13 protein-coding genes, 1 tRNA gene and 2 pseudogenes are annotated in these 13,456 nt (G+C 40.6%); 5 read left to right on the forward strand and 11 right to left on the reverse strand.

The genetic code is table 11. The annotated features are described in order from the left end of the window. The first annotated feature begins 137 nt into the window (after window positions 1-137). Window positions 138-887, forward strand: a complete 750-nt coding sequence (locus tag QK890_RS11595; protein WP_367627345.1) for an ATP-binding protein — start codon at window positions 138-140, stop codon at window positions 885-887. A gap of 14 nt (window positions 888-901) precedes the next feature. Then, on the forward strand, window positions 902-1,270 hold the full coding sequence (locus QK890_RS11600) for a DMT family protein (protein WP_005782624.1): 369 nt from the start codon (window positions 902-904) through the stop codon (window positions 1,268-1,270). Between the two features lie 74 nt (window positions 1,271-1,344). Here QK890_RS11600 and QK890_RS11605 read toward each other — a convergent pair whose 3' ends face one another. The 6 genes from QK890_RS11605 to QK890_RS11630 all read right to left on the reverse strand — a co-directional run bounded on the left by QK890_RS11605 (window position 1,345) and on the right by QK890_RS11630 (window position 5,810). After that, window positions 1,345-2,361, reverse strand: coding sequence for an FAD:protein FMN transferase (locus tag QK890_RS11605; RefSeq protein ID WP_234060144.1), 1,017 nt, complete (start codon window positions 2,359-2,361; stop codon window positions 1,345-1,347). Window positions 2,362-2,431: 70 nt separating this feature from the next. Then, the gene (locus tag QK890_RS11610) at window positions 2,432-3,016 is read right to left on the reverse strand and encodes a manganese efflux pump MntP family protein (protein WP_005782622.1); all 585 of its coding nucleotides are present in this window, start codon (window positions 3,014-3,016) and stop codon (window positions 2,432-2,434) included. Between the two features lie 4 nt (window positions 3,017-3,020). After that, on the reverse strand, window positions 3,021-3,773 hold the full coding sequence (locus QK890_RS11615) for a DUF6048 family protein (protein ID WP_005782620.1): 753 nt from the start codon (window positions 3,771-3,773) through the stop codon (window positions 3,021-3,023). Continuing rightward, window positions 3,730-4,257 (reverse strand): DUF6452 family protein, encoded by a 528-nt coding sequence (locus QK890_RS11620; RefSeq protein WP_005807901.1) that lies wholly within the window; start codon window positions 4,255-4,257, stop codon window positions 3,730-3,732. Before QK890_RS11620 ends, QK890_RS11615 begins: the two co-directional genes overlap by 44 nt. 24 nt (window positions 4,258-4,281) lie before the next feature. Beyond that, window positions 4,282-5,235, reverse strand: coding sequence for a glycosyltransferase family 2 protein (locus tag QK890_RS11625; RefSeq protein WP_005782616.1), 954 nt, complete (start codon window positions 5,233-5,235; stop codon window positions 4,282-4,284). 26 nt (window positions 5,236-5,261) lie between these two features. After that, window positions 5,262-5,810, reverse strand: coding sequence for a DUF4199 domain-containing protein (locus QK890_RS11630; protein WP_032530334.1), 549 nt, complete (start codon window positions 5,808-5,810; stop codon window positions 5,262-5,264). 307 nt (window positions 5,811-6,117) lie between these two features. Here QK890_RS11630 and QK890_RS11635 point away from each other — a divergent pair. Next, a tRNA-Thr gene (locus tag QK890_RS11635) sits at window positions 6,118-6,191 on the forward strand. 207 nt (window positions 6,192-6,398) lie between these two features. Here QK890_RS11635 and QK890_RS11640 read toward each other — a convergent pair. From QK890_RS11640 to QK890_RS11655, 4 genes and pseudogenes are all read right to left on the reverse strand, one after another. Then, window positions 6,399-6,545 (reverse strand): annotated as a pseudogene (locus QK890_RS11640) (IS5/IS1182 family transposase); the annotation flags it as partial. A gap of 363 nt (window positions 6,546-6,908) precedes the next feature. Beyond that, the gene (locus tag QK890_RS11645; RefSeq protein ID WP_234191020.1) at window positions 6,909-7,793 is read right to left on the reverse strand and encodes an SDR family oxidoreductase; all 885 of its coding nucleotides are present in this window, start codon (window positions 7,791-7,793) and stop codon (window positions 6,909-6,911) included. A 703-nt stretch (window positions 7,794-8,496) separates the two neighbouring features. Then, on the reverse strand, window positions 8,497-9,354 hold the full coding sequence (locus QK890_RS11650) for a GyrI-like domain-containing protein (protein WP_367627346.1): 858 nt from the start codon (window positions 9,352-9,354) through the stop codon (window positions 8,497-8,499). A gap of 734 nt (window positions 9,355-10,088) precedes the next feature. Next, the gene (locus tag QK890_RS11655; protein ID WP_005807889.1) at window positions 10,089-10,415 is read right to left on the reverse strand and encodes a cupin domain-containing protein; all 327 of its coding nucleotides are present in this window, start codon (window positions 10,413-10,415) and stop codon (window positions 10,089-10,091) included. A gap of 310 nt (window positions 10,416-10,725) precedes the next feature. Here QK890_RS11655 and QK890_RS11660 point away from each other — a divergent pair, with 310 nt between their 5' ends. Then, window positions 10,726-12,015: an MATE family efflux transporter gene (locus QK890_RS11660; protein WP_234191021.1), complete on the forward strand. Its 1,290-nt coding sequence runs from the start codon at window positions 10,726-10,728 to the stop codon at window positions 12,013-12,015. Here the strand turns inward: QK890_RS11660 and QK890_RS11665 are convergent. After that, window positions 12,007-12,543 carry a GNAT family N-acetyltransferase gene (locus QK890_RS11665; protein ID WP_032530340.1) on the reverse strand — a complete coding sequence of 179 codons (537 nt, stop codon included), beginning with the start codon at window positions 12,541-12,543 and terminating at the stop codon, window positions 12,007-12,009. The genes QK890_RS11660 and QK890_RS11665 overlap by 9 nt on opposite strands. 339 nt (window positions 12,544-12,882) lie before the next feature. On the opposite strand from QK890_RS11665, the pseudogene QK890_RS11670 reads away from it, so the two are divergent. After that, window positions 12,883-13,108 (forward strand): annotated as a pseudogene (locus QK890_RS11670) (hypothetical protein). Window positions 13,109-13,456: the final 348 nt, after the last annotated feature.

Below are 13,456 nucleotides of genomic sequence, written 5' to 3' on the forward strand. Positions count from 1 at the left end.
ATGGTCTCGGGTTATTATTCGGAAGTTCAAAAATACAAATTAATTGGAAATAAACCTTTTTTCTCTTCTTCTATTATGTTAATTCTTCTTTAAATCATTCTTTTCTCTTACTTTTGCAGCCGATTTTTAAAAGAGTTATGGCACAGATTACGGAAGAAGAGAAAACCATTCGGCGTATCGAAAAACGGTTTAATAAAGGGATAGTTCAATATGGACTGATAGAAGAGGGAGATAAAGTGCTTGTCGGTCTTTCGGGAGGGAAAGATTCTTTGGCATTGGTGGGATTATTAGGTAAGCGTTCACGTATTTTCAAACCTCGTTTTTCGGTGGTGGCAGTACATGTGGTTATGAAGAATATTCCCTATCAGAGTGATTTGGATTATCTTCGTGCACATGCTGAAAGTTATGGAGTCCCGTTGGTTGTTTATGAAATCTCATTTGATCCTTCTACTGATACCCGCAAATCTCCTTGCTTTCTTTGTTCGTGGAATCGGAGAAAAGCCTTGTTTACAGTTGCCAAAGAACAGGGGTGCAATAAGATTGCTCTCGGACATCACATGGACGATATTCTGGAAACACTATTGATGAATATTACATATCAAGGAGCATTCAGCACAATGCCTCCACGGTTAGTAATGAATAAGTTTGATATGACTATTATTCGTCCGATGTGTCTGGTGCACGAAGCAGACTTGCTGGAACTCGCGCAGATACGTGGATACAGGAAGCAAGTAAAAAACTGTCCATATGAATCGCAGTCGAGCCGTAGTGATATGAAAGGAATACTCCGCCAATTGGAAAAGATGAATCCGGAAGCCCGATATAGCCTTTGGGGAAGCATGACGAATGTACAGGAAGAGTTACTGCCTAAAGAAGTAGAATTTTAATTTCAAATATAAGTATGAAAGGTGTTTATGCAATTTCGTTATTGATTGTTTCCAATATTTTTATGACTTTTGCCTGGTATGGGCATCTGAAACTGCAGGAGACAAAAATGATCAGTAATTGGCCTCTGTATGGCGTGGTTTTGTTTTCATGGGTCATTGCGCTGGCAGAATATTCTTGTCAGGTTCCGGCCAATAGATTGGGGTTTAGTGGGAACGGGGGACCATTTTCATTAATGCAACTCAAAATAATACAAGAAGTGATCACTTTGATCATATTTACTGTCTTTTCTACTTTACTGTTTAAAGGAGAGTCATTACATTGGAATCATGTGGCTGCTTTTGTCTGTTTGATAGCGGCTGTATATTTCGTGTTTATGAAGTAGGCAGTTTGCGTCGGTATCTCCCGAAAGAATATCTCCGGAGAAAGAATATACATATTTCTCCGGGGATATTCTTTTTATTTATCAAGATATTGTTCCATGTTTTTTGTGAAATAGCTTTTCAACTCCCCTTTTTCATCACTGTAGATAAAATAAGCACCTATGTTTGGGTGTGATTTTGTAAATGCCTCCGCTTCATCCAATCCCATTACCATAAAGGCTGTAGCCAATGCGTCGGCAGTCATGCAATCCTCTGCAACTACGGTTGCCGAAAGAATGTTGTGTTGTACCGGATATCCGGTACGGGGATCGATGGTATGGGCATACTTTTTGCCATCTTTATAATAAAAGTTACGATAGTTTCCGGAAGTAGCAATGCCGACATCTGTCAACTTGAGCGTTGTTTGTATCTCTTGATTGAGGGATAACGAATCGTCTACCGGTTTGTTAATGCCGATTCTCCATGCTTCATCTTTGGGATTCAGTCCCTTTACGACCAGTTCTCCACCTATATCGATCATGTAGTTCTTAATACCTTTGCTATCCAGATACCGTGCTACCACATCTACTGAATAACCTTTGGCCACTGCACTGCAACTTAACATCACTCGGGGGTCTTCTTTTATTACTTTGCCGTCTTCCAGTTTCACTTTTTGGTAACCTGTGATTTGGAGCAGGCTGTCTATCATGGTTGAGTCAGGGAAGGCACCTTTCTTGAAACCGAATCCCCATGCGTTGGCCAACGGAGCTACTGTAATATCGAAAGCTCCTTGGGTTTCGGCTGAGATTTCCATGGATCTGTTGAAACAGGTTTGGAAGAAACTATCCGTTACAATTTCTTCGTTACGGTTGACACGGGTAATAACAGACGTGTCATTGAAAGGGGAGAGGGAACCGTCGAACCTCTTTAATTCAGCGTCAATTTCTGTTTTCAGATTACCGTCATATTGATAAGTAATATTATATACAGTACCGAATACAAGGCCGTTGATACTGTTGTAAGGTAGCTGTTTATTGCGTTGAGCTAATATCCAGATCGTTCCCAGCAGAAGGATAGCCAGCCAAATAAAGCTTTTTCTTGTTTTCTTTTCCATAATGAATAAAAGTATGCAAGCGACAAACCTGTTTATGATTTTCCAGAGTCTTGTGGCTTGTGGTTGATAGCTAATTATTAAAGAATAAATGTTCTATTAATATTTTGGTTCCGATAAGGATCAGTATAATCCCTCCCCATAATTCAGCACGGAGCTTTCGGGCAATACCACATCCAAAGCGGATGCCGAAGATGAGCCCTATAAGAGACATCAGAAAGGAGACAAATCCGATAATGCCCACCGGGTAAAGGATGGACGAGCAACTCTTAATACCCAGAAAAGCGAAAGACACTCCTATAGCCAATGCATCAATGCTGGTTGCTATAGCCATTGTTATCACAACTTTCAAGCTTGCCGGATTAAATCTTTGGCAACAATCTTCTTCTTTAAAGGATTCTTTAATCATCCGTCCTCCCAGGAAAGCCAAGATGGCAAAGGCGATCCAATGATCAACCGATTCGATAAGATGACTGAATGTACTTGCTCCCAGCCACCCTAATAGAGGCATTATAGCTTGAAAAAGTCCAAAAAAGAATGCCATGACGAGCATAGGCCGCCATTGGATACGTTTTAAAATAATACCGCTTGCAATAGAGACAGCGAGACAGTCCATCGCTAAACCAATTGCAAGCAGCCAAATTTCTAATCCTGTCATGTCGTTAAAATGGTAGTTTATAAATCAGGGTATATGTGATACCTATGTTTGAAGAGTCATATTCACCGAAACCCGGTACATACCATGGATTTCCATGTTCGTTGACTGAAGCCGAGGTCTTGAACTTAAAGCGTAAGGTCCATCCCATATAGAATCTTTTATAGATTTGAACGTTTACTCCGGCTACTAACTCAAGCCATTGCATATTGGATTTTAGTCCATTGTAATGATAAGGTACACTTCCTCCCCAGATACCGTCTATTAACCCCGGATTGGCCATACTTCCGCCATAAATAGGGTCGGAAAAGGGTGTACTTGAGATGTCGTATTTGAAACTGCTGAATCCATAACGCAGTCCCACATACAAATATTCTTTAACGACATTATAATCTACTCCGATACGGAAGTAAGGGGCTGCACTTTTGTAATGGATACCATTATCGCTCCAAGTATCTGTCTGTCCGAAACCTATTTCTGCTGTGGGGATAAATTTCCTTTTTAAGTTCACCCGTACATTTACTTCGGAACTTAGAAAATCCCCTCCAAGTAGTTTACTGCCTAACCCAAATAAGTCTACACCTACATACGTACCATTATAAAATGGAATCGTATCCACTTTTATCTCCTCTTTAGCTTTCTCTTTAGTGGAGGGACGTGCATTCGGTCTTTGTTGTTGTGCATGGAGCGGAAGACTGAATGCAAGACACAGCAGACTAACGATTGTAGCGGTAGAATATTTTAAGATTTTCTGTTCCATTAATGTTAGCTGCATTTGATTTGATATATATGGAGTCTATGCTATGATATTTCTTTTTATTGGTATCTGTATAATCGATCGGATGAATACTGATAATGTTTTGTTTCATACTGTATCCACAATCCATAGATTGGAAGTAGGGAGTATTGGTTTGTCGGATAACCATTGTATCTCTTAACAGGGGGGTATAATGAAACACAAGAATGGTAGAGTCACTTGTGTAGCGTAGAGGAAGGGCGATATCATGAACCTTTTTTTGATTATTGATGATAATTGAGTCAGTTCCGAACGCTGTTACGGTCAGAGAGTCAAGAGTGTCGTTCAGTACGGCTTTTGTTTCCGGATTGATGGTATACATATTGGCATAAACCATCGGACGTCCGGTCATGGAGCAGTCGCTCTCTTCCGAGCAAGCAGAAAAGATAGCACCGGTCAGTGGGTAAGCTATCATCAGGAAGAGTATCAGTTTTATTAATTTTTTCATCGTACAGGTTTCATTTATCATTCATTATATTATTTTTTCTATCAGGTAATTGTTACGTTCCGGAGCGTTTCGTGAGATCAGTTCACCAAGGAAACCAGCCAGGAATAGCTGTGTTCCGATAATCATGGCAGTCAGTGACAGATAAAAATAAGGGGAGTCTGTTACCAGGCGGTAAGGCATGCCGTGATTCATATTGTATAACTTACTGGCTCCTACAATAACCACTGAGATGAATCCCAGTATGAACATCAGTGAACCTAACAATCCGAAAAAGTGCATCGGCTTAATGCCGAATTTGGAAAGGAACCAGAGAGAGATTAAGTCAAGATACCCGTTGAAGAAACGGTTCCACCCGCCAAATTTGGTCTTTCCGAATTTACGTGCTTGATGATGTACCACCTTTTCGCCGATCTTCTGAAATCCGGCATTTTTTGCCAGATAAGGGATATAGCGGTGCATTTCTCCATATACCTCGATGTTCTTCACTACAGCTTTACGATAAGCTTTCAGTCCACAATTAAAGTCGTGGAGGTTATGTATTCCCGAAACTTTGCGTGCAGTCGCATTAAATAATTTGGTAGGCAAAGTTTTCGATAGCGGATCGTATCTTTTTTGTTTATATCCTGAGACAAGGTCATACCCTTCTTCGGTAATCATGCGATATAGTTCCGGTATTTCGTCGGGACTATCTTGCAAATCAGCATCCATAGTGATTACTACATCGCCCTCGGCTCGTTCGAATCCGCAATATAGGGCAGGTGATTTCCCGTAATTTCGTCGGAATTTGATACCTTTTACTGTGCTCGACTGTTTTTGGAGTGATTCGATAATCTCCCATGAACGGTCGGTACTACCATCATTTACAAAGATAACTTCGTACGAAAAGCCATTGGCTTTCATCACTTTCTCAATCCAGGCATAAAGTTCCGGGATGGATTCTTCTTCATTGAACAACGGTACTACAACAGATATATCCATTTTTTATATGAATTAGATATTATAAATTATAGAGGTTGTACCTCCGGTGATTTGGGCTTTCGCATTACAAATAAGGCAGTGGGGACGGCTAATATGCTGCCATAGAACACATTTTGCGACATCAGTTGCATGGTAATGTCTATCGGTGTCAATGTACTGATCATTTCCATCACTTCTTTGAGTTGTCCGATATAACCTTCTACGCCTGGTACATCTTTATTAGTCAATTCGTCAAACATTCCCATATAGGTGTTTACAATAAAACCATGGTCGATGAACCGGAAATAAATATAATGAGCTACTGCCGTAAGGAGTGCCGCAAACATATACATAAAGACAATAAATACCCATGCTTGCAGAAAACGGATGGAACCGCCACATACTTTGTCGCGATAGGTACGTGCGTAATAATATCCCATAAACGGAACTCCTAAAGTCAGTCCGAAAAACAGGAATAAAAGAAATGGAATAGATAATCCCAGTGGGAATAGAATGAACTTAAGTATCCAGTATACTCCCATATAGGTGCCAAAATGCATGGCATATTTTTGTAAGTTACTTCTGCTCTCTGTCATTTTATTAATAAATAGCGCACAAAGGTACAAATAATATTGGTTGGTATGGAATTTATGCCTGTTAAAGTTAATAAAGCTATCCGGACAGAAAAAAAACATTTTTTTTTCGATTTTAAATCTCTGAAAAGTAGGTGCTTACTGATGAGCCTTACAAAAAAAAGCAAGCCCCCTATTGCAGGTTTAATAAAAATACCTACCTTTGCACCCGGGTAAGTCCTATACGGCCAGCTCCCTTCGAATCCTCCAGGGCTTGATCGCAGCAAAGGTAGTTGGTTGTAGCGGCGCGATATAGTAAGCTTACCCACTTGCCTCTTTAGCTCAGTTGGCCAGAGCACGTGATTTGTAATCTCGGGGTCGTTGGTTCGAATCCGACAAGAGGCTCAAAAAAAGAAAAGCATCTCGGTACTGAAAAACCATCTGTTTTTTCAGATCAGCCTTCTTGAAGAGCAAAAGTGAGAGTCGCCAAGTTAGAAATACTAACTTGGCGACTTTTCTATTTTTTTTAAAGCAAGCTCTTGAAACGCTTGATAGCCTCGTATGGACAGGCAAACACTTATCTTGATTAATTATGTAAAAAAGCAGCTTCCCTTAAATTAATTTGAAGATCCTCTTGATATTTGCTGCAAAGATGACCATAGCGCCTTGCGGTTGCATACAAGAGATCCCGTACGACAATGTCCTGTCGTATCCGAATACCTGCTTTAGTTCCGTGTTTTTCGCTTCTGTTTTATACCTTATACTTTAAGGTCTTCCATATCTTGAAAGATCAACTGCGAGCCCCCGTATGAGTAGCATCAACTATGATGGCTTTCGATTTCATAATGCCTTTCTCGATTGCTATGGACACAGTCTTGCCGATTAGTTAGAAGGATCAGCAGATCTTTGGACAAATCAAGAACCTGATCCTTACGAGGGTGCTTTTTCAGTGCCCTGAAGATTTTCGGGGGCAGCTTTTTATTTGGAGTATCATTTAAATTAGGGACAAGGACCGATCTTTGTTTTGAAAATAAAGTGTATCATGAAGCAGGAAAGTGGAGACGGTTTTAGTACATTATACCATATTCCATTTTACTTCTGTATGTTTGGTTTGGAACTATATTATTCCGTGTAAATCATCTTTTTAGTCATCCCTCCGTCAATCGTGATATTTTCACCGTTGATAAAGTCATTTCCTTCTTCACAAAGGAATCTACACATGCGGGCTATATCTTCCGGTTTACCGACTCTTCTTGAAGGGTGTTGTGCATGATCCTCCGGACGGAGACAATCGTAGTCATGGGTTTGTATCCAGCCCGGCGCAATAGAATTGACTGTGATATGAAATTGAGCAAGTGACAAGGCTAACGCATGTGTTAGTGAATAGATTCCCCCTTTAGAGGCTGCATACCCCTCGCTGCCGGATTCACTCATTAAATATCTGGTAGAGCAGATGTTGATGATTCTTCCGTACGGATTGGGTGTTGTTTGTGATTGACGGTGGACAGCCATGAAGTGTGAAGTAATAAATACCGGGCGTAGATTAATGGATAGAATCCTGTCGAAATCTTCTACGCTTGTTTCAGTGATAGGAGAGAAGTCACTGATGCCTGCGTTATTGATCAAGACATCAATGTCATCCCATTCCTCAATGATGCGTTGCATGCAGTGTTCAAGCATATCCTTGTCACTTATGTCAACTTGATGGAAAATGGCTCCTGTTTCTTCTGCAGTACGCTTTCCTGCTATTTCGTCTTTGTCACAAAATGCCACCCGGTACCCATTTTTACAGAATATTTCTACAATAGCTTTACCAATTCCATTGGCTCCTCCCGTTACAAATACTCTTTTATGATTATGGGGCTCTGTTGTTGTTTGAGCCGCTTGTTCCGTTTTAGCAGAGTGAGTGATATTCGTTTTCTTTTTGCCATATTTGCGTGCTTTTTCCCAGGCCGCTTTTCTGGCTTCGTATTGCTCGTATTGTCTTTCGATATAATTGTCTGCCATAATATTTAGGTATTCAAATTGGGTATAGGGTAATGATTCTTAGGTTGTTTATTTGCACCGATGCTGCATATTGGACTAATTGATTACCAATAGTTTGAAACTTAAATGGTAGAAAAGTCCGTTTTGCCCTTCTTTTTCTTCGCTGAACGAATGCAAAGATAGTGCGTTTTTCTGTCATAAGAAAGCAAGTGAAAAATACTTTTGAGAAACATTGTGTGAAATCATGTTTCCGGACATTGATTTACAGGTGTTGTTGTGGATGAATTGCAAAGTATAACTGGTAGTGTTTATGGTGTGGGTTCAACCCATCTCATGAATCTTACGCAGTGCAGGAAAAGACAATCTGATATATATATATGTATGATATTATCCTATATGCTGCAGATTCGCATCAGCGAGAGAGAGACTTGTTTAAAAATGAGTTTTATCGTTTAGCTGATTGATATCGTCCTAAAACGAAAAATATATCAGAGAAAGCTTGCCAACAATATAATAAACTTGTTACCCAAGGCAGTATGCTATCGAAGCATTTATAAGATTCTTACATTATTGCTTTAAGGGAGATTGGGATAATCATGAGGTTGATAGTTAGGTTTTTAGGTTTATAGTGTTTTGCTTGTTCTGACTTTTCTTATGGCATTTCCTGATTGTGAACAGGTTGGCAAAGTAGCATCATGTTTTGCCAACCTGTATTCTTTGGAATTTATTCGACCGGAATGTAGATTTCGGTTAATAATTCTTCGGGAAGAGTACATGAAGGATCATTAAGGTATCTTTCGGCACTGGGTTCATCTCTCAGGGTACACTCCATTTCGGGTAAATATTTGCCGTAAATTGTATCATATACAGCTTGTAACTGATCGTATGGCCCCTGGTAGAGGAAGGTTGCATAACGTCCCGCAGGCAATTGTTTGAATCCGACATTTCTTTTTGGAGTTGCGCTTGTTGGTAACAACATACATACATCCGTCCGAAGTTTTCCGGCGGGAGTCACTTTAGGATCATCATGGTAGATGCAGAGAGGTGAAGGATCTCCCATCGGAAGCTTCTGTTCTTTCACAAACTGAATCAGACGTATCCAGGTGCCTGCATAGTCATTGAGTTTATAGTCACCGAAGAGACGGATGTAAATTGCATTTCGTTGGGGAAGTTCCCTGATTTCCTTTTTCAATTCCAGATCCGGCTTGATAATGGCTGGTTTCATAATTACAAAGTTTTTATTATTACGATATTCTGTTGGTGAAATACCATACATCTGTTTGAATATTTTGGAGAAAGAGGATGGAGAAGCATATCCGATCCGGTAGGCAATATCAGCTATCGGAGCGGATGAGTAGCGTAATAGGCGGGCTGCGGCCTCGGTGCGTGTCCGGACGATAAAAGTACCGACGGGCTCGCCTAAAAAAGCTTTCATGATGCGGTGAAAATAAAAAGGAGAGAAATGGGAAATCCTGGCCAGTGATCTCAGGTCAATTTCTTCACCTAAGTGGAGATTGATATAATCTACCACTGCGTTCACACACTTCTGATACTCTTCTTGCGTTGTCTTTTTTCCTTCCATGATTCAATTGGTATTTCAATGCTGCAAAGATAGGGTGAAAAGAGAGAAAGGACTTGTCCGATGTTGCGGAATACAAATAAAAATGCGATTGGTCTTATTCGGGAACAGGGCTTGCCGGATTCATTTAGGGAGCGCGGCTGCCGGTTACTTTCTATTCGGGTATTCATAGGCTTGGAGCAGAATTGGTTTTAAGAGATATAAAAAGAATCGGGAATAAATCCGATAGGATACGTCAACGGGATGTTTTAAGTTTAAAAGTTTGATATAAAAGATTGGATATGTATACTCGGATTTACATCCCAAAAAAACAGGACAAATGGCCTTGGATTCACTTGCCCGGAAGTTAACCCCCAACCCCCGGACGTACCTTACTAAAGTTTCTTTTGTCTCTTGGATAAATTGTTGTCTCCCCGTCGAACTCTTCATCTTAGCGGCTAAGATGTGCATCTTGGCAGGCAAGATATACATCTTGGCGGCTAAGATATGTATCTTGCCAGCCAAGATACAGTTTAATTGCTTCTTTTAACAAGTTTTCTTCCAATACTTCAGAATTCGGGGCAGAATGATATCCTATTTAATAATTTACGATTCAGCCTCTTCCTGCCTTTTTTGAAGCTTTCGGACCTTTCTGAAAAAATAAACAAATAAGCCCGTCTTACAAAAAATGATTTGATATGGGAATATCCGAAGTATTCATAAGATGGATTAGTACACAGCTGCCTTGCCTCCAGATGTTACTCTTTGATCATTGTCAGCAACATCTTAAACCTTTCAATAGCTGTCAGTGCATGCGGCGCGTTGGCCGGAAACACGATACTTTCTCCGGCTTTCACCGTAAACTCCTGACCGTTTACTATCATATTCGCACTTCCTTCCAATATTTGTACCAAAGCATCGAACGGGGCACGATGCTCACTAAGTCCTTCTCCTTTGTCGAACGAGAATAGAGTGATATTCCCGGCAGGACTCTTGATCAACTGTTTACTGATAATTCCTCCTTCGGAATATTCCACTAATGAAGGCAGGTGGAGTACGGCTCCCTTTTTAAAAGACTGTTCCATATTCAATATTGTTTTTTGAGTAGATACGAAGATAGAACGTTTGAAGAAAAAGATTGTTTATCTGTTTCTTTTTTCTACCTTTGCCGCATATTCATTATTAAGTCATTGATCTTCCGAATGAAACTCTGCATATAGCTACGCTCAACGAATAGCTCCCGATTTATAAAGCTATTCAGCTATCGGACAGATGCTCCGGCGTCTTTCCCCGAGTTTTTTATATCCGTTTATTTACCCGTTACGTACATATAGGTACAACCGGACTCGTATGTCTGTTTGATACCTGAATGTGCCGTTTTCATTCAATTGAGCAATGAATTATACTTATCGACAAATAGGACTTATCAATTATCCTGTGATGCTGAGCATCCTGATGGAACAGTTAATCAATATAACCGATGCTATTTTTTTAGGACATGTCGGTGAAGTGGAATTGGGAGCTTCCGCTCTTGCCAGCATCTATTATCTCGCTGTTTACATGTTGGGATTCGGTTTCAGTCTGGGTCTGCAAGTGATGATCGCCCGCCGTAACGGTGAGAGGCGTTATGCCGAAACAGGCAGAACCTTCTTTCAAGGGTTGTTTTTCTTAAGTGCGCTGGCTGTCCTTCTGAGCTTCTCTTCTTATTTCTTTTCACCATTTATCCTGAAGTATTTCATTCACTCGCCTGAGATCTATCGTGCCGTGACCGATTACCTGGATTGGAGATGTTTCGGCCTGCTGTTCTCTTTCCCGTTTCTGGCCTTCCGTTCTTTTTATGTTGGCATCACCCGGACCAATGCTTTGTCGTGGGCGGCGATGACGGCTGTTTCAGTCAACATCCTCTGCAACTATCTGTTTATTTTTGTTTGGGGTAAGGGAATAGCAGGTGCGGCCTTAGCCTCTTCTCTGTCTGAGGCTGCTTCCCTCCTGATCGTTGCCGTTTATGCTTGGGTGAAAGTGGACGGGAGAGAGTTCGGACTTAAACCCCTATATGACAAACGGTTGTTGGTCGAACTGCTGCGTCTCTCCCTATGGAGCATGTTACACGCTTTTATCAGCGTTGCTCCGTGGTTTCTGTTTTTTGTAGCAATTGAACGGTTGGGGGAGGTGCAACTTGCTGTTTCCAATATTATAAGGAGCATTTCTACCGTCTTCTTTGTTATTGTCAATTCGTTTGCCGCTACTACGGGGGCACTGGTCAGTAACCTGATTGGAGCGGGGGAGAGGCGATTGTTGTTTCCGCTCTGCCGGAAAATTGTGAAGTTAGGTTATGCAATTGGTTTTCCTCTGATAGTATTGGCTGCGTGTTTTCATCGGCAGATTGCCGGGCTTTATACGGATAGTACCCGACTGATAGAAATGTCAGCCGTCCCTTTTATAGTGATGTTGTTTAATTATGTGTTTGCCTTGCCGGGATATGTGTATATCAATGCGGTGACGGGTACGGGAAAAACCCGTACCGCCTTTCTGTTTCAGTTGACAACGATTGCTGTCTATCTGGCCTATTTATATCTGCTGAGCCGATATGCCGGAGTCCCTTTGGCTGTCTATCTGATGGCGGAATATCTTTTCGTGATTTTGTTGGCTATCCAGTCCGTCCTTTATTTGCGGGCGTCATCGTAACATTTCCTTTTTCAGGTAGAAGCATAAATGATCGTATATATGGCCGTCATAAGTCGTTTCCGCTTCGTGGAGGATACCTTCGTATACAAATCCGTGCCGTTCCAGCAAATGTCGGGAGCGGGTATTATGCGGATAGCAGTTTGCCGAGATCAAATGCAGCCCCAGTACGTTAAATCCATAATCCAATACGGCATGTGTTGCTTCCGAAGCTATTCCTTTTCCCCAATGGCACTCCTTCAGCCAGTATCCTAACATGCGTGTCCGGGGATTCTCCCGTTTGGGATCGGGAATAATGCCGATAGAACCCACCAGAGAATTATTCTCTTTCAGAATCATAGCAAAGACTCCTTCATTCCCCATAAATACCGTATGCAGGATTTCTTTGGAGTCTTCGATACTTTTGTGAGGTTCCCAACCGGCGTTATTTCCCAGATTCGGGTTCTGGCAGCATTCAAAGAGTTCCTGTAAGTCCGTTTCCCGGAAAGGTCGGAGAAGGAGGCGTTCGGTTTTTAAAGTGATGGTGTCCATAAGATTATAATTCATATTTGGAGTACAGTGAAATTGGATTCTTCTGCAAAGATGGTATTTTTATTTCTAACCTTGCACGGTCTATCTCTTTTTTATTATCCGATTTACCATATCTTTGGCGGAAAATCCGGAAAAACAATGGATTCAATTTCGGAAGTGTAAGCCCTCGTTTATAGTTGACAAAAAAACAAGTATCCCGGCTTTCCTCCGAAGAGTCCATCCATGAGGTGAAGAAGCGAATTTTAGGACAAACCATCTGAAAATCAATATCTTTAAAAAGTAAGATTTCTATCCTCAAAAGCTTTGTTTTAACACAGAGTTAAAGCTTGTTCTTTGGATGTGAATAACAAGTTCTTTAAATGCAAAAGACTTATTATTTGCACATAAGAACCTGACAACCTGCAAAAGGCGTTAACAATGTTAATTGAAGAAAGGTATAAGGATGAAGATATCGGTTCAGACGGTGCAAATTCACTTCTGAAACTTGAGTTATCTTATTCAGCCGGTGTCTATTTTTTTTAAGCAAGCAAAAAGGACAATTATCAACTTGAAAATAAAGAAATAAAGAATTTACCACCAAATTTGAAGAAGAACCTCTAAACTAAACAATACATGATTTAGATAATGTAGAGAGAATTTATGATTCTAATAATGAATGTATCATGTGTGTGTCAAAGGAAACTGCTTCTGAAAAAAACGTCATTATAAGCTCTTTATATTAAATATTATTATCTATATTTGCGTTCATAAATCAGATGGACCCTTTCATAATGGAGCTATGTGTAGTACTTGAAAAACAAACAAAACAGTAGCTCTGATAATTGGCTGCTTGTCTTTAAAAGCATATCGAGTGCACCTTATTGAAAAAAGATGTATGCTGACTGTAAATGTACTTGCGATATACCCATATATA

The sequence above is a fragment of the Bacteroides sp. NGMCC 1.200775 genome (assembly GCF_040798045.1).
In the GTDB taxonomy this organism is placed as follows: domain Bacteria; phylum Bacteroidota; class Bacteroidia; order Bacteroidales; family Bacteroidaceae; genus Bacteroides; species Bacteroides hominis.

What these genes read in the sequence shown, in the direction of transcription:
- QK890_RS11595 (WP_367627345.1), top strand. Translation starts at nt 138, where the DNA reads ATGGCACAGATTACGGAAGAAGAGAAAACCATTCGGCGTATCGAAAAA.
- QK890_RS11600 (WP_005782624.1), top strand. Translation starts at nt 902, where the DNA reads ATGAAAGGTGTTTATGCAATTTCGTTATTGATTGTTTCCAATATTTTT.
- QK890_RS11605 (WP_234060144.1), bottom strand. Translation starts at nt 2,361, where the DNA reads ATGGAAAAGAAAACAAGAAAAAGCTTTATTTGGCTGGCTATCCTTCTG.
- QK890_RS11610 (WP_005782622.1), bottom strand. Translation starts at nt 3,016, where the DNA reads ATGACAGGATTAGAAATTTGGCTGCTTGCAATTGGTTTAGCGATGGAC.
- QK890_RS11615 (WP_005782620.1), bottom strand. Translation starts at nt 3,773, where the DNA reads ATGGAACAGAAAATCTTAAAATATTCTACCGCTACAATCGTTAGTCTG.
- QK890_RS11620 (WP_005807901.1), bottom strand. Translation starts at nt 4,257, where the DNA reads ATGAAAAAATTAATAAAACTGATACTCTTCCTGATGATAGCTTACCCA.
- QK890_RS11625 (WP_005782616.1), bottom strand. Translation starts at nt 5,235, where the DNA reads ATGGATATATCTGTTGTAGTACCGTTGTTCAATGAAGAAGAATCCATC.
- QK890_RS11630 (WP_032530334.1), bottom strand. Translation starts at nt 5,810, where the DNA reads ATGACAGAGAGCAGAAGTAACTTACAAAAATATGCCATGCATTTTGGC.
- QK890_RS11645 (WP_234191020.1), bottom strand. Translation starts at nt 7,793, where the DNA reads ATGGCAGACAATTATATCGAAAGACAATACGAGCAATACGAAGCCAGA.
- QK890_RS11650 (WP_367627346.1), bottom strand. Translation starts at nt 9,354, where the DNA reads ATGGAAGGAAAAAAGACAACGCAAGAAGAGTATCAGAAGTGTGTGAAC.
- QK890_RS11655 (WP_005807889.1), bottom strand. Translation starts at nt 10,415, where the DNA reads ATGGAACAGTCTTTTAAAAAGGGAGCCGTACTCCACCTGCCTTCATTA.
- QK890_RS11660 (WP_234191021.1), top strand. Translation starts at nt 10,726, where the DNA reads ATGAATTATACTTATCGACAAATAGGACTTATCAATTATCCTGTGATG.
- QK890_RS11665 (WP_032530340.1), bottom strand. Translation starts at nt 12,543, where the DNA reads ATGGACACCATCACTTTAAAAACCGAACGCCTCCTTCTCCGACCTTTC.